15 protein-coding genes are annotated in these 15,246 nt (G+C 32.1%); all 15 read left to right on the top strand.

Annotated elements, in window-relative coordinates; translation table 11 throughout:
* Positions 1 to 56: 56 nt before the first annotated feature.
* The 15 genes from JEY78_RS02605 to JEY78_RS02540 all read left to right on the top strand — a co-directional run bounded on the left by JEY78_RS02605 (position 57) and on the right by JEY78_RS02540 (position 15,233).
* Entirely contained in the window at positions 57 to 1,232 is a 1,176-nt protein-coding gene (locus tag JEY78_RS02605) for a serine hydrolase (RefSeq protein ID WP_291846541.1), read from the top strand.
* Between the two features lie 57 nt (positions 1,233 to 1,289).
* A complete protein-coding gene (locus tag JEY78_RS02600) occupies positions 1,290 to 1,784 on the top strand; it encodes a MarR family winged helix-turn-helix transcriptional regulator (RefSeq protein ID WP_291846540.1) in 495 nt (164 codons plus the stop codon).
* Positions 1,785 to 1,835: 51 nt separating this feature from the next.
* Entirely contained in the window at positions 1,836 to 2,927 is a 1,092-nt protein-coding gene (locus JEY78_RS02595; protein ID WP_291846539.1) for a S41 family peptidase, read from the top strand.
* 82 nt (positions 2,928 to 3,009) lie between these two features.
* Positions 3,010 to 3,834: an alpha/beta hydrolase-fold protein gene (locus JEY78_RS02590; RefSeq protein WP_291846538.1), complete on the top strand. Its 825-nt coding sequence runs from the start codon at positions 3,010 to 3,012 to the stop codon at positions 3,832 to 3,834.
* A 159-nt stretch (positions 3,835 to 3,993) separates the two neighbouring features.
* The gene (locus tag JEY78_RS02585; RefSeq protein ID WP_291846537.1) at positions 3,994 to 5,229 is read left to right on the top strand and encodes an alpha/beta hydrolase-fold protein; all 1,236 of its coding nucleotides are present in this window, start codon (positions 3,994 to 3,996) and stop codon (positions 5,227 to 5,229) included.
* 48 nt (positions 5,230 to 5,277) lie between these two features.
* The gene (locus tag JEY78_RS02580; protein ID WP_291846534.1) at positions 5,278 to 6,675 is read left to right on the top strand and encodes a S41 family peptidase; all 1,398 of its coding nucleotides are present in this window, start codon (positions 5,278 to 5,280) and stop codon (positions 6,673 to 6,675) included.
* Positions 6,676 to 6,783: 108 nt separating this feature from the next.
* On the top strand, positions 6,784 to 7,476 hold the full coding sequence (locus JEY78_RS02575; protein WP_291846533.1) for a DUF4386 domain-containing protein: 693 nt from the start codon (positions 6,784 to 6,786) through the stop codon (positions 7,474 to 7,476).
* Positions 7,477 to 7,571: 95 nt separating this feature from the next.
* On the top strand, positions 7,572 to 9,065 hold the full coding sequence (locus tag JEY78_RS02570; protein ID WP_291846532.1) for a serine hydrolase domain-containing protein: 1,494 nt from the start codon (positions 7,572 to 7,574) through the stop codon (positions 9,063 to 9,065).
* A gap of 182 nt (positions 9,066 to 9,247) precedes the next feature.
* Positions 9,248 to 9,364 (top strand): DUF3303 family protein, encoded by a 117-nt coding sequence (locus tag JEY78_RS15755; protein ID WP_367158760.1) that lies wholly within the window; start codon positions 9,248 to 9,250, stop codon positions 9,362 to 9,364.
* Between the two features lie 50 nt (positions 9,365 to 9,414).
* A complete protein-coding gene (locus JEY78_RS02565; protein WP_291846530.1) occupies positions 9,415 to 10,044 on the top strand; it encodes a CatB-related O-acetyltransferase in 630 nt (209 codons plus the stop codon).
* Positions 10,045 to 10,083: 39 nt separating this feature from the next.
* Complete coding sequence (locus JEY78_RS02560; protein ID WP_291846528.1) at positions 10,084 to 10,854, top strand: bifunctional 2-polyprenyl-6-hydroxyphenol methylase/3-demethylubiquinol 3-O-methyltransferase UbiG; 771 nt, start codon at positions 10,084 to 10,086, stop codon at positions 10,852 to 10,854.
* Positions 10,855 to 10,919: 65 nt separating this feature from the next.
* A complete protein-coding gene (locus JEY78_RS02555) occupies positions 10,920 to 11,579 on the top strand; it encodes a class I SAM-dependent methyltransferase (protein ID WP_291846526.1) in 660 nt (219 codons plus the stop codon).
* A gap of 114 nt (positions 11,580 to 11,693) precedes the next feature.
* A complete protein-coding gene (locus JEY78_RS02550; protein ID WP_291846525.1) occupies positions 11,694 to 12,734 on the top strand; it encodes a serine hydrolase in 1,041 nt (346 codons plus the stop codon).
* A gap of 101 nt (positions 12,735 to 12,835) precedes the next feature.
* The gene (locus tag JEY78_RS02545; protein WP_291846524.1) at positions 12,836 to 13,690 is read left to right on the top strand and encodes a type II CAAX endopeptidase family protein; all 855 of its coding nucleotides are present in this window, start codon (positions 12,836 to 12,838) and stop codon (positions 13,688 to 13,690) included.
* A 301-nt stretch (positions 13,691 to 13,991) separates the two neighbouring features.
* The gene (locus tag JEY78_RS02540; RefSeq protein ID WP_291846523.1) at positions 13,992 to 15,233 is read left to right on the top strand and encodes an amidohydrolase family protein; all 1,242 of its coding nucleotides are present in this window, start codon (positions 13,992 to 13,994) and stop codon (positions 15,231 to 15,233) included.
* The last annotated feature ends 13 nt before the right edge of the window (positions 15,234 to 15,246 follow it).

Raw genomic sequence — 15,246 nt, 5'->3', positions numbered from 1 at the left:
TAGAGTAACAAAACAAGCTGCAATTCGTCTTTTTTTAAACAAAAAACTTCCTTCTAATGAAAAATCTTTTTTTACTTACTATTATTCTGTCTATTAGCACATCAATCAGAGCGCAAAATGTCGGTGATTCAATTACCCTAAAGTTAAATAAAATAAGCATTAACAGTAATCTTGTTGGTTTTGCTGTTGCAATTGTCAATAAAGACAGTATCGTATATGCGAAAGGGTTTGGTTATGCTAATTTAGAAGCAAAAACACCTTATACAATAAATACAATACAACCAATTGCTTCAATTTCTAAAACTTTGCTTGGAGTTGCCTTAATGAAAGCACAAGAAATGGGTAAATTAAATCTTAATGATAACATTAACGACTACCTTCCATTTAAAATTTATAATCCAAATTTTCCAAATGAAAAAATAACAATCCAGCAACTCGCAAACCATACTTCGAGTATTATTGATGGTGATCAATATGACCGAGCATATATATTCAAAGACCAAATCCCGCCTTTTTATAATGATTTACCTGACGAAACTAAACAAGAGGTAAAAGAGGCTGTTGATCTTTTCAATATAAATGAATGGATGCCAATTTCCGATTTCATTGAAAATCAATACAGTGAAAATGGAATTTGGTACAGCAAAGAAAACTTCTCTAATAGCCTTCCGGGAAGCACCTATAAATATAGCAATATGGGCGCTAATATAGCTGCCTATATTATTGACCTTGTAAGTGGTGAGAGTTACATTGAATTTGTTCAAAAACACATACTTGACCCACTGCAAATGACTAAGTCTGGCTGGCCCTCAAAAAATTATCAACCAAGTAACGTTTCCACTTTATATTGGTATGGATACCCAACACCAGAATATGAACAAATTACTTATGGCGATGCTGGTTTTATGACCAACATTACAGATTTTAGTAAGTATCTTATTACAATGATTCAGGGCTATAACGGTGAGGATAATATTTTAAAGGCTACTAGTTATAAAGAAATGATGAAAGACCCAATTTCATCTGATTTTAGGAAAGGTATTTTCTGGAGTGTAGATTTAGAAAAGATTGGACATAGTGGAAATGATCCGGGAGTGATATCCCACGCCTATTTTTTAAGAGAAAATGGGAACGGTATAATAATTTTTGTTAATACCTCCGAGACAGAAAACGCTATGTCAGAGGTTAGGGATATATATAGAACACTTCTAAAGTATGTTGAACAAAAATAACAGTGCTAACACCTCATAAAATTGATGCTTATTGCTTGACTATAACCTGTTAAAAAAATGTTAATTTTATTTTTTTTAATTGATATATCAACTATTATTGCATCAATTATTAAGGATATGAAAACAATAATCGCAACCAAAACAGTTTTTTACACCATCGAAAGGGCAATTAAAGAATACAGAAAATTTGCTCAAAATAACATTTCTTCTAAGGCCTTAGATATAACTGTTGATCAAGCTTTAATTTTATTTTTTCTTGAGAAACATCCCGAATTATCACAGAAAGAAATTGCAATACTTGTCTTTAAGGACAAAGCTTCTGTTACTCGAATGATTAATTTGATGGTAATTAAAGGTTATCTAAAAAGGTCAATTAATGAGGGAAATAGAAGACGTTTTATTTTGAAAATAAGCGATATAGGAGCAAAAACATTATCTGATTTAGATCCTATCATTACAAAGTACAGAAAAAAAGCGCTCCAAGGAATAACAGAAGAAGAATTAATTCAAATGGAAACAACTTTAAACAAAATAATAGCAAATTGTATTTAATCTTATTGAAAAACGAACAATTTTATCTACACTTTCAATTAAAATAAAGAAATGAAAAAAGCATATTTAGTAATCATATTAAGTCTTTGTATCAGTCAAATTTTTGGACAAAGAATGAGAATTCAATCTAGGCCTTTAGAACAGCAACCTATTGAGTTGAACGAGATTCATGAACTGGTAAAAAACTTAGCCGACTCAATTGCTGTGAATTATATTATTGGTGAGAAAGCACCTATGCTAAAGAAAAATTTATTGAAAGAATTAAGAGAAGGGAAATATGACAGGTTTAAAGAAAAAAATGAGCTTGCAAATCACCTTTCTGATGAATTAGTAGCTTGGAGTAATGATAAGCATTTTAGAATAACACCATCAGAACCTGCAGGACAACGCTTTATGATGCCTACTTCTTACGACCACATTGCTAAAGATAATTATTCTTTTAAAAAAATGGAACACCTAAATGGTAATATAGCTTACATAAAGTTTAACCGTTTTATTCCTCCATCCTATTCAGGAAGTTTAATTATGGCTGCAATGCTATTCGCTGCAAATTCGGATGCTGTAATTATTGATTTGCGTGATAACATTGGTGGCTCTCCGGATACGGTTGCTATGTTGGCGGGTTTCTTTTTGAAAGAACCTACATTATTAACGGTTAATTTTACGCGTTCTACAAATGAAAAAAGAGAAGTATGGTCAACCTTGGCTGATGTGAAAATTAATTCATCTGACCCAAATAATTTTATTGTACCTATAACTGCTTTAGAAAGACTTAAAAACATACCACTTTATATTTTAACAGGTGATCAAACTTTTTCAGCAGCAGAAATGTTTAGTTTTTCTTTACAAGGACATAAACGTGCTACAATTGTTGGAAAAAACACACTTGGAGGTGGTCACGGAATACGTCCTTTTGAAATGGCACAAGGATTTACAGCTTTCATTCCTTATACGCGTTATTATCATCCTGTTACCAATGAATCTTGGGAAGTAGTTGGTGTAAAACCAGACATACCTTGTGCTGATGATGATGCTAAACGAGTTGCTCAAATTAACATTTTAAAAGAATTGCAAAAAAAACCAAAACACGATCCTAAAATACCTGGTTATTTATTAGAATTGGAAGCCGAATCACCTAAATAAATGTATTAAACACAGAATTTTTAGCAGTTACTTTATTCGTTAAAAAAGCGTAATTTAAAAAAACAAACATTTAGTACAAACTATGAAACACCTTCTAATCACCTTTTATATTATTCTTTTTGGTGTTCAATTCACATTTGGGCAGAATAACAATGATATTGTAAATGGGAAAAAAATCAACATCCATTCTGGAATTCTAAATGAAGACAGAATTTGCTTATTAAGTCTTCCTGATTCATACAATGATTCATCTGAAATAGAGAAAAAATATCCAATCATCATATTATTGGATGGTTATACACATTTTAAAACAGCCTCAGGAATAGTACATTTTATGAGTTCTAATAGAAACAGAAACCATTTAATGCCAGAAACTATTGTTGTAGCTATTGAAAACGTTGACCGTGAACGAGATTTTACTGTCACAAAAATAAAAACCAAACGCCCCAATAATATGGGAGGAGGAAGAAACTTTTTGGATTTCATTCAAAAAGAACTAGTACCATATATTGAAAAAAACTATAGGACGGAACCGACTCGAACAATCGTTGGACACTCTTTAGGAGGCCTTCTTACATTAAATTCCTATATGGATAAAAGTAGCATATTCAATGCTTACATTTCTATAGACCCAAGTATTTGGTGGAATGAAGAAATGATGAAAAACAAAGTCGATTCTATCTCCCCGATATCATTTAATAAAAAACTTTATATAGCTACTGCCAATCAAGGAGAGGATAATTACGAAAGGAATAAAAAAAGACACGACCTTCTTTTTGCCATAATGAAAGAGAAATCGGATGGGCACCTAAATGTCGAAATAGCGTATTTTGAAAAAGAGAATCATCGCTCAGTTCCATTAATAGCTCTTTACGAAGGTCTAAGATATATAAATCAAGAAAATTAATAGTGGAGAACCATCTATAAAATAGAAATATGTATAGAAACATCTGATAAAATTGATGCTTACATTTAAACTAAATAATAAACCTACAAACATTCAACTTGAGATTTTTGCCTCGCACAAATCATATAAAAACAATTACTAACAATTAATCACATACAAATGCTGAATAGAATTAAAATATTTTTAATCACAGGAGTTGTTATCTTTTCTTTACAATTGGCACACTCCCAAACAAATCAAAATAATCAGTTTTTACAAAAAGTAGGCGCTATTGATAGTCTTTACTCTAAAACTTTAGAAGAATATAGAACTATTTATGTGCAACTCCCTGCGGATTACAAACCCGATGAAAACATAAAATACCCAGTAGTTTTTGTTTTAGATGGTGAAGTATTTCTCCCAACAGTGAATGATGTACAAAACTATTATAGTGGTGGCTTTACACCCGAAATGGTTATTGTTGGCATTTCAAACGATAAAAACAGAATGCGTGACTTAACAACTTCAAAAGTAACTGAGATGTATGGAAGTCCTTTTAAACAAGAAAACGGAGAAGCTGCTAATTTTAGTAAGTTTATAGAGACTGAACTAATTCCATTTGTAGAAAATAAATATCCTGTTACTAATTTTAGAACGTTAATTGGTCATTCTTATGGAGGCTTATTTACTATTTACACCCTAATTCATCACCCACAATTATTTTCCAATTATTTGGCGATTGATCCTAGTTTGGATTGGGATAATCAACAATTAATTAAGGAAGCAAAAGATAAAGTTTCAAGTGCTGATTACAAAGGGAAGTCATTATTTATGTCGCTGGGAGGTTCAGGGATGACCTTAAATGAAATAAAAAAAGACACAACAGGCTTTACCATATTTTCACGATCTAATATTGCTTTTTCTGAAATATTGAATCAAAACAAGCAAAATCAATTAGCTTTTGAATGGAAGTTTTATCAAAGAGATTTACATGGGACTATTACCTTTCCTTCCATTATGGATGGTTTAATTTCTGTTTTTGAATGGTACCAGATGGAAAATGTTGACAAATATAATATGCCAACTACCACTGCAGATGAAATTAATAAGATTGTTAGGTATCGACAACATAAACTTGAAACGCATTTCGGCTACGCTGTACCTCCTTTTCCCGAATTCTTAATAAATATGCAGGGTTACATGAGTATGGATATGGACCAAATGGAAAGAGCTAAGATGTACTTTGAACTTACCATTGAGTATTACCCAAATAGTCCCAATAGCTACGATTCTATGGCCGATTATTATGAAAGAAATGGGGATAATGACAATGCTATAAAATTTGTAACTAAAGCTTATGAAATAAGTGGTGATGATACCTATAAAGAAAGAATTGAAGCACTAAAGAAAAAATAAGAAAGGCTATATATTTAACACTATTTTGATTCCTAAAATATTTAATAAATGAAAACTATTATAAGATTGTCAATACTGTTTATAGCATTACTTCTTAATATAAGTTTATGCAAAGCACAGGACACATCATATACTAAAGAATATAAAGAAGAGGTTATTCAAAGCATCTCGCAATTAATGAATGATTTTTATGTATTTCCTGAAGTTGCTAAGTTGACTGAAGAGCATTTAAAGGCTCAAATGTTAGATGGCTATTTTGATCAGTTTAAAAATGATGAAACTTTGGCAGTAGCCTTGACGAAGTCAGTACAAGCCATTAATAAGGACAAGCATATGCGTATATGGTCTAATCAACCTTATGTGACTCCAGAAAAATCTCAGGAAAGAATGTTTGAAGAGCATCTTGCTCGAATTGACAGATCCAGAGAGGGAAATGCAGGATTCAAATCTGTTAAAATTCTGGATGGAAATGTAGGTTATATAGACTTAAGAGGGTTTGCAGGATTAGAGAGTGGGAAGGAAGTCGCAGATGCTTATATGAAATTAATGTCAAGAACAGATGCAATTATCATCGACTTAAGTAAAAATGGAGGGGGCAGCCCTAACATGGTTCAGTACTTATGTAGTTATTTTTTTAATCAGAAATTACTTTTGAATAGCCTGTATTGGAGAGAAGGAAATACAACAGAAGAGTTTTGGACATTGGATGACGTTGGAGGACAAAAAATGCAAGATATTCCCTTATTTATTATGACAAGCGAAAGAACTTTCTCTGGAGCAGAAGAATTCTCATATAATATGCAAACTCAAAAAAGGGCAACGTTAGTAGGACAAACCACCGGAGGAGGCGCCAATCCGGGACGTAGTATGAGAATCAATGATAATTTGAGCGTTTTTATTCCAACAGGAAAAGCAATTAATCCAGTGACTAAAACTAATTGGGAAGGCGTTGGAGTCATTCCAGAAGTGGCAACAACCGTTGAAGATACTTATGATAAAACACTTGACTTAGCCCAAAAAGCTGCAGAAACTTATAGAGCCCAAAGAAATAAAAAATTCAACCAGTTGTTTACGGATTTAAGCAACCAACTTGACCACTACACAGTTGGAGAAACAGACGACATAATTTTTGAAAAATTAAAAAAATGTCAAGAAGCTAATTTGTTTGATGAAGGAGACATAAATAACATAGGTTATGAATATTTAATGACGTACGAAAAGCCAAAAATAGCTGAATCAATTTTGAGAGCAAATACAATTCTCTATCCAAACTCTGCAAATGCATTTGATAGTTATGGAGAATTATTAATGATAAATGGAGATTTAGAAGCTTCCCATAAGAACTATCAACGAGCAGTTGATATTGCTGTCGCAAATGAGGATAGAAATCTCGAATTATTTCAAAAAAATTTAGAAACAATAAAACAAAAGATTAAACACGAATAATTGAATTAGTTAAGTGTCTAAAAAGAACGCATAACAATTTATATAAGCCATTAAAATGGTTCATATATAAATGAGTTGTAGCCAATTAATCCAGCTTTAAATTACAAAATGAATAAAGATATCTCACTTTCAAAAGCAGCTATAATAGCTGGAATTGGACTGTTAATTATGACTTTAACGGTTCCATTTGCTGAATTTAAAATAATCCCAGATTTAGTAAATCCAAATAATGCATTAGAAACTGCATCTAATATCACAAATAATTCACTCTTATTTAATGTTGCCATATTTCTGATCTTTATCACAATAGTATCAGATATTGTTGTAGCCTGGGCACTTTATATATTTTTAAAGCCTGTAAATAAAAGTCTATCATTACTCACGGCTTGGTTTCGGTTACTATACACTGGAGTTTATCTTGTGGCCGTAACGAATTTGATAAAGGTGTTTACCCTAACAAAAGGGGCTTCCTACTTTCATTCGAATTCTCAGGAGCAAATTTCAGAATTCATGCTTTTTTATATTAAATCCTACAAATACGAATGGTTTTTCGGCCTAGTGTTATTTGGTTTATATCTTATTCTTCTTGGCTTTTTGGTATTAAAAGCAGGATATATACCCAAAATAATGGGTTGGTTATTAATCATCGCAGGTATAGGTTATGTTGTCGGCCATTTAAAAGTGTTTTTGTATCCCGATCTCAATACAAGCTTTACTATGTTTACCGCATTGGGCGAATTGGTATTTATGCTTTGGCTTCTCATTAAAGGTTCAAGGACAAAAGAAATACAAATAGGTTAATAAACGTGCTGCAAGCCGTATATAAAATATGTAACAAAATTGAATACAGATATACTTACTTGTCATCAATCAATCAATCAATCAATCAAAGTAAAATGAATTTATCTATTAAGGCATTAATTACCATATTATTAATCATTCCAACATTAGACTCTTTTTCTCAAAACATCAATAAAGAGTTCACCAACAAATCTCAATTAGCAAACAAAATTGACTCTTATTTAAATGCGAGTGTTACTAATGGCTTTTCCGGAGCTGTTTTAGTTTCAAGAAAAGGAGAAATTATTTTATCTAAAGGATATGGATGGGCGGATAGAAGAAATAAAATACCAAATACGTCTTCGACTGTTTTTAATATTGGTTCAGTAACCAAGCAATTTACTGCATCAGCTATTTTAAAACTTGTAGAGCAAGGAAAAATTAAAACATCAGATAAAATAAGTTCATATTTTATTCAGACACCTATTGACAAAAGGGATATAACCATTCATCAATTATTAACTCATACGTCAGGTATTTCCAATAAAACTGGTGATTTTAGATATGACGAGGCAAGTAAAGAACAGTTTTTAAAAGAATTTTTTGAATCTGAATTACAATCAAAACCTGGTACAAAGCACCAATATGCAAATGCCAATTACATCATGCTAACTGCCATTTTGGAGTCAGTTTCAGGACAAATATATAGTTCTTTTCTAAATGATTATTTATTTGAACCGTCTCAAATGAAAAGTACAGGATATAAAAGTATCAATTTTAATACAGAAAGACTCGCACACGGTTACTACTACAATATCGCTGATGAGAAATGGGTAGACTGGGGAACAACTCAACAACATCTCCCTTACAATGATAAACATTGGTATAGTATAGGGAAAGGTGATATTTATTCAACAGTTGAAGATTTATACAAATGGCAAATTGCTTTAAAAAACAATGTAGTTTTAACATCAAAAACTAGAAGAGTCCAAGAAACACCGTATGTAGCAGAAAATGATAAAATGACATCATATTATGGTTATGGTTGGGCAATATCTAAAAGTGACAGAGAGACCAAAATCGTTGCTCACAACGGCAGTAATGGAATATATTTTGCAGATTTTGTTAAATTTATAGATGACGATGTAGTTGTTATTTATTTAACAAATGCATTTTTAGGAAATGATTCAGAATATGTTGCTAGAGAAATAAGTAAAATGATTTTTGATACAAATTACAACGCTACACCAATTTCTAAAAATATTTATGAATTGATTCATGAATTTATGAGAACAAATGACCCAACGAACGCTGATGAATTACCTTCTTTTCTGAAGAAGGAACTTAAAGGTGAATTTAATGACCCTTCCATACTCAACAGAATAGGATACAGTAAATTGGAAAAAGAAAAAGAAACTGGTTGGGCATTAGAGATATTTAAACTCAATATTAAATTATTTCCGAAAGATGGTAATTTATGGGATTCCCTTGGTGAAGCTTACCTAAATTATAACCAGGAAAAGGAAGCAATAAAAAGTTATACAAGAGCAGTGGAATTAGGTAGCGAGGGATCAATAAAAGCACTAAATAACTTATTAAATAAAGACTAAAGAAAACAAAACTATTGCCAACACCTTATAAAATTTATTGCAGGTGCAAGCTTACTTACGTATATCCTTGCTGGATTTTCTATCCGCTTTGAATTTACTAAATTAGATGCTTAAACACTCAAAAAATCTTATAAGAAACCCGTTGTTGCCGCAAATTAAAAAAAACGAATTAACCATCAAAAATGGTCAACCTATTTCAGTATAATACACTTATGGAAACAAATGATGAACGCCTTTTTAAAACTTGGATTGAGCATTGGAAAGATTACACAGATTTCGAAGTTTTTCCAATAGATTAAATCATAGTTCAATGAGTCAATATGTTATGCATCACTTAAAATAAACAGGAATGGAAATCCCTAATAAAGACAATAGGTTCCCTTTAAAGGGGTATGAGAAACTTTGTTTCCTGAAAAATTGTATTACCAATCCAAATATCATTGTTGGCGATTACACCTATTGTGATGATTTTGAAAACGTTGGGAATTTCGAGAAGAATGTAAAATATCTTTTTGATTTCATAGGGGACAAATTAATCATTGGAAAATTTTGTATGATTGCTTACGATGTAACTTTCATCATGAATGGGGCAATCCATTTGTCAAATGCAATATCGGCTTACTCTTTTGCCATTTTTGGAGAGGATTGGTCAAATGCAATGGATGGAAAAACGTACCCAACAAAAGGAGACACCATTGTCGGTAATGATGTTTGGATTGGTCATAATGCGACAATCATGCCTGGAGTTAAAGTGGGAGACGGGGCGATAATTGCCACAAATTCAACAGTCACAAAAAATGTCGATCCCTATTCCTTTGTGGGTGGTAATCCCGCTAAAGAAATTAAGAAAAGATTTTCTGAACAGCAAATTTCTCAACTAATGGAAATAAAATGGTGGGATTGGGAAATTGAAAAAATAACAAGAAACGTGCAAAACTTGACTGATATTAATATTGACAAATTAATGAACGCAAAATAAGATAAACGCACTTCAAATAACAAAATAGCCAGAAGAAATATGCAAAATCAATCAACCAAGAAATTCTATAATGAATTAGCAATGGATTATCACTTAATTTTCAATGATTGGGATGTGACGATAAATGAACAAGCAAAAATATTGAACAAAGTCATTCAAGAAAATTCAATAATCGACTCAAAAACTTTACTGGATTGCTCCTGTGGAATTGGGACACAGGCGATTGGATTGGCACAATATGATTATTTAGTTACAGGAACAGATTTAAGTCCCAAAGCGATAGAAAGGGCCAAAGAAGAAGCTGAAAAAAGAAATATTGACATTAATTTTGCTGTTGCTGATTTTATGAAACTTGAATCACAAGTCGAAGGGATTTTTGACATCGTAATTTCATGTGATAATTCCCTCCCACATTTATTGACAGATGAGGATTTGTTTGTCGCATCAAAAAATATGCTTTCAAAAATGAAATCTAATGGTTTATTTATTGGCAGTATTAGAGATTACAATCAACTATTGGAAGAAAAACCCACGAGTACAAAGCCAAATATAAAAGGTTCCGAAAAAAATAGAACTATCTCTTTTCAAGTATGGGATTGGAACGATGATAATACGTACTTAGTCAATCACTTTACAATAAAAGGGGACGAAAATAATTACGAAACCTTTGATAGAAAATCACAATATAGAGCTTATAAAAGAGATGAGATGACGGCTCTTTTTAAGCGAGCAGGTTTTAGTAAGATAAAATGGTTAATGCCATTTGAGTCGGGTTATTATCAACCAATAATTCTGGCTTATAAATTATAACAACAGCTAACACTTTTTAAACGACACTAATACTACTATTTATAGCTACATTTTAAATAACAATCATGGACAGATATAAAGAGACATTTGAGACTTGGAACAAAATAGCTCAAATCTACCACGACAAGTTTATGAATTTAGACTTGTACAATGACACATATAATATTTTTCTTGATTTAATTATTAAGACAAACGCCTCAGTTCTGGAAATTGGTTGCGGACCAGGAAACATTACCAAATATCTTTTAACAAAAAATGCCAATTTAAAAATAAAAGGAATTGACATTTCAGAAAATATGGTTGAATTGGCTAGAAAGAATAATCCATTGGCTGAATTTGAAATAATGGACAGCCGAGAAATTCATAGCTTAAATGAAAAGTTTGATGCTATTGTATGTGGTTTTTGTATTCCATATTTATCTAAATTCGACTGTATAAAACTTATAACCGACTGTAACAATCTACTGAATTCTTCTGGAATACTTTACTTGAGTTTTGTTGCTGGAGATTATGAAAATTCAGGATTTATATCAGGAAGTAGCGGAGATAGAACATATTTTTATTATCATAATTTAGATAATCTCGAAAAAGAACTCAAAGCTAATTTTTTTGAAACGGAAAGATTGCTTCATAAAAACTATGCAAAAGCTGATGGAACTGAAGAAATTCATACAATAATAATAGCTAAAAAAGGAAGCACAGCACCTCATAAAATTTATGCTTAAATTGGAACTGATATTAACGGCAAACATTCAACGACCGATTTTCAAGTCGCAGAAATATTATAAAAACTCGTTATGAGCAATTTAATAAAAGTGCGCTTGCCTTAAATAGACATTATGAACAAAAAACAAACAAAACGAATACTCAGAATACTATTTATTATTGCAAGCATATCCTCCATGTACTTCGTACCTTGGATTTTGGTTAAGGCTTGGATTTTACCACTACCCGAGACAGTCCAAGAACAATTAAATGAAGGAATCAATCACGGATTTGATGGAATGATTGTTTATGTGGATCAAGCTGGGAAGCCACCGGAGTTTTATGCCGCTGGCTGGCACGACAGAAAAAACAAAATACCTGCCTACCCGCAAGCCTTATTCAAGATTGCCAGTATCACCAAGTTATACGTGGCTGTTGCTACCACAAAACTAGTTAAAGACGGACGTTTGTCTTTAGATAAAAAACTCGCTGAATACTTTCCGGAACTAGCCGGAAGAATTGAATATTCAGACACAATAACCTTGAGAATGATGCTGCAACATCGCAGTGGTATTCCCAATTTTGTAGACCATCCTGATTATTGGACAAAACCGCCAAAAAACAGACAAGAAACACTTGATTACGCACTGGATTTACCTGCTGACTTTAAACCGGATGAAGATTATGGCTATTCAAATACCAATTATATGCTGATTGAGGATCTCATTGATATAACGTTAGGTTATCCACATCAGCAATTTATAAAGGAAGAAATTTTGATTCCTCTTGAGCTGAAAAACACGTTCGGTTCGCTTAGTGAAGTAAATATAGACGATGTGATGAGTGGCTATTATGTTGGTGTTCATAAAGATTTTAAGACTGAGGATACAGGCTTAATGTTAGCTACAGCAGAAGATGTAGGTAAATTCTTGCGAGCATTAAACGATGGTTCGGTGTTTAAGGAAGGGGAACAGGAAATCTATTCTTCCATTTACGAATACGAGCATACTGGCCTGCTCCCGGGCTATCAGAGTTTTGCGAAATACTACAAAGACATAGATACTGTGGTGATTCAATTTAACAATACCACCAACTTTGATGGATATGACTGGAATTTAGCAGAAATTGTATACAATCGTATTGTAAAAATAGTGAGACGTAAAAAAAGCTCATAACAATATTAATGGGCATAAAAACAACCTTTATACCCACTGTTAGGTGCAATGTAACGAAACTCATACCTCATCGTCTTTTTTAAAACTAACCTAAAAAATAAATGTCAAAAACTGCATCGGAAATTAAAGAAACGTGGAAAACAATAATGCTGTTTTTAATGCTACTTACAGCCTTAAGTTCCATAGCATATTATGCGATTTTAAAATTAAACCCAACGAGTATTTACGTTGGTGCTTTAATGTTATCGCCAGCGCTGGCATCTTTAATTACATTGAAAATTAGAATGAGACCTATTTCAAGTTTGCCATGGCGTTTAAAAGAATTAAAATACTTAAGACACTCATACATCACACCCATATTGTATGTTTCAATTGCGTATGTCTTCATTTGGTTATTTGGTTTTGGAAATCTCATAAATACTGAAAGAATCCTACAATGGAGTAATGAATTGGGTATTGAAAGTACCAACCAAACACTTGTAATAGTTGTAATGATCTTTCTATTATTGACAGTTGGTGTTATAAAAAATTTAGGTGCTACTTTGGGAGAAGAAATTGGATGGCGTGGCTTTTTAATCTTCGAATTGAGAAAAGTAATGTCTTTTAAAGCACTTGCAATTATAAGTGGTTTAATTTGGGCCGTTTGGCATTTTCCTTTAATTAATTTAATATATGGAAGTAGCGAAAACCTTTTGCTACATATGGGAGCTTTTACTATTATGATCATTGGAATTTCTGTAATTCTGGCGTATTACACTTTTAAATCGAATAGTTTATGGCCAGCAGTTCTATATCATTCTGTTCACAATATTTACATTCAAAAAATATGTACACCTTTAACAATTTCTAATGATAAAACTACATTTTGGATTGATGAATATGGATTTATGATTCCGATTATAACGACTATTTTTGCCATTTACTTTTGGAGAAAAGCTGAAAAAGAAAGTTTATAAAAAAACCGCTTACAACACCGCATATAATTTATGCTTAAATTTAAACCGAAAAAGAATTTTTTTTAATCCGCAACTTTTCCTAGCCTAAATTGTTAACAATAATTACAATATGAAATATCTAAAACGGGTTATAAAAATAATTTTAGCATTACTATTGATGTTAACTGTTGCAGGCATCGTTTTTCTAGCTGTTGATGTTTATGATACCACATATCTCAAGATTAAAAACAACCCAAGCTTAAAACAAACTTCCTATCTAATAACCAACATCAATATTGTACCGATGTCAAAGGACACCATATTGGCACATAAAACAGTTTGGGTGAAAAACGGAATTATTGAAAAAATTGCAGATTCAATTGTTTTGGAAGGCACCGAAATTATAGATGGGGAGAACAAATTTTTGTCCCCAGGATTGATTGATATGCATATACACCTATGGGACAAACAAGAGCTTGGACTTTATCTCGCCAATGGTGTTACCACGATTAGAAATTTATGGGGATATCCAATGCATTTAAGAATAAAAAAAGACATAAACGATGAAAATATTATTGGTCCGTTATTTTTTACTTCAAGCCCAAAACTAACAGGCAAAAACGACTTAGGAGATGACAAAGTACAAATTAGCACGCCTGAAGAAGCTAAACGATTGGTTATAGCCTATAAAAAACGAGGTTTCAATTTTATTAAAACCTATGCCGGTTTACCCGAAAACATTGAAAATGCTATTATAGAGCAGTCCATAGTTTCCAATATTTCCATTGCAGCTCATCCCAGCCGGGAAATACCGTATCTAAACCAATTTCATCCTCAAATAGCAAGTATTGAACACGCAGAAGAAATTGTCCAACAACCACTTGAATACAAACTTGACAGTTTAAAACTTGAAACGATAATTCAAAAATTCGTGAGTACCAAAAAATCATTTTGCCCAACATTGACCAGTTATTACAAGATTTTTGAAATGCTTGAGCAGGGTGAAAATGTTTTGAAATCGGAACCCGTACATTATATAAATCCGTTAATTCAAATGGTAGACAGTAAAGCACAATACAATAGATGGGCAAACGAAAAAGAAAATAATAGCGCAATTAAAGCGTCTATTTATAAGCAACATCAATTTCATTTGTATATTATAAAAAGAATGAATGAAGCGGGCGTAAACATCATCTGCGGAACAGACTCAGGAATAGGTATAACTGCACCCGGGTATGCTATTCACCAGGAACTTGAATTGTACAAAGAAGCAGGGTTAAGCAACTATGAAGTTTTAAAAACGGCAACAATTAATCCTTCCAAAACCCATAAAGAATTGGCACAAATTGGCACCATTGAAAATGGTAAATGGGCAAACTTTATAGTGACTTCCAAAAATCCTCTTGAAGATTTGAGTGTGTTAAACAATCCTGAATGGGTAATGATTAAAGGACGAAAAATCAATAAAAAAATATTGAATCAATTTACTGAGAATGCTCGAGATCGCAACAATTTAGTTGTCACTGCTTTTAGATATGCTGAATATCTATTGGTTGAAAAATAAAAACTATTGGCAG

It is taken from the genome of Lutibacter sp. (assembly GCF_016342705.1).
Classification (GTDB): Bacteria; Bacteroidota; Bacteroidia; order Flavobacteriales; family Flavobacteriaceae; genus Lutibacter.
Note: the sequence above shows the minus strand (reverse complement) of the source record. Positions and strands in the feature narration are given on the sequence as shown.

Bases quoted from the DNA above. Each gene is read 5' to 3' on its own strand.
- JEY78_RS02605 (WP_291846541.1), top strand. From the start codon at position 57: ATGAAAAATCTTTTTTTACTTACTATTATTCTGTCTATTAGCACATCA.
- JEY78_RS02600 (WP_291846540.1), top strand. From the start codon at position 1,290: ATGTTAATTTTATTTTTTTTAATTGATATATCAACTATTATTGCATCA.
- JEY78_RS02595 (WP_291846539.1), top strand. From the start codon at position 1,836: ATGAAAAAAGCATATTTAGTAATCATATTAAGTCTTTGTATCAGTCAA.
- JEY78_RS02590 (WP_291846538.1), top strand. From the start codon at position 3,010: ATGAAACACCTTCTAATCACCTTTTATATTATTCTTTTTGGTGTTCAA.
- JEY78_RS02585 (WP_291846537.1), top strand. From the start codon at position 3,994: ATGCTGAATAGAATTAAAATATTTTTAATCACAGGAGTTGTTATCTTT.
- JEY78_RS02580 (WP_291846534.1), top strand. From the start codon at position 5,278: ATGAAAACTATTATAAGATTGTCAATACTGTTTATAGCATTACTTCTT.
- JEY78_RS02575 (WP_291846533.1), top strand. From the start codon at position 6,784: ATGAATAAAGATATCTCACTTTCAAAAGCAGCTATAATAGCTGGAATT.
- JEY78_RS02570 (WP_291846532.1), top strand. From the start codon at position 7,572: ATGAATTTATCTATTAAGGCATTAATTACCATATTATTAATCATTCCA.
- JEY78_RS15755 (WP_367158760.1), top strand. From the start codon at position 9,248: ATGGTCAACCTATTTCAGTATAATACACTTATGGAAACAAATGATGAA.
- JEY78_RS02565 (WP_291846530.1), top strand. From the start codon at position 9,415: ATGGAAATCCCTAATAAAGACAATAGGTTCCCTTTAAAGGGGTATGAG.
- JEY78_RS02560 (WP_291846528.1), top strand. From the start codon at position 10,084: ATGCAAAATCAATCAACCAAGAAATTCTATAATGAATTAGCAATGGAT.
- JEY78_RS02555 (WP_291846526.1), top strand. From the start codon at position 10,920: ATGGACAGATATAAAGAGACATTTGAGACTTGGAACAAAATAGCTCAA.
- JEY78_RS02550 (WP_291846525.1), top strand. From the start codon at position 11,694: ATGAACAAAAAACAAACAAAACGAATACTCAGAATACTATTTATTATT.
- JEY78_RS02545 (WP_291846524.1), top strand. From the start codon at position 12,836: ATGTCAAAAACTGCATCGGAAATTAAAGAAACGTGGAAAACAATAATG.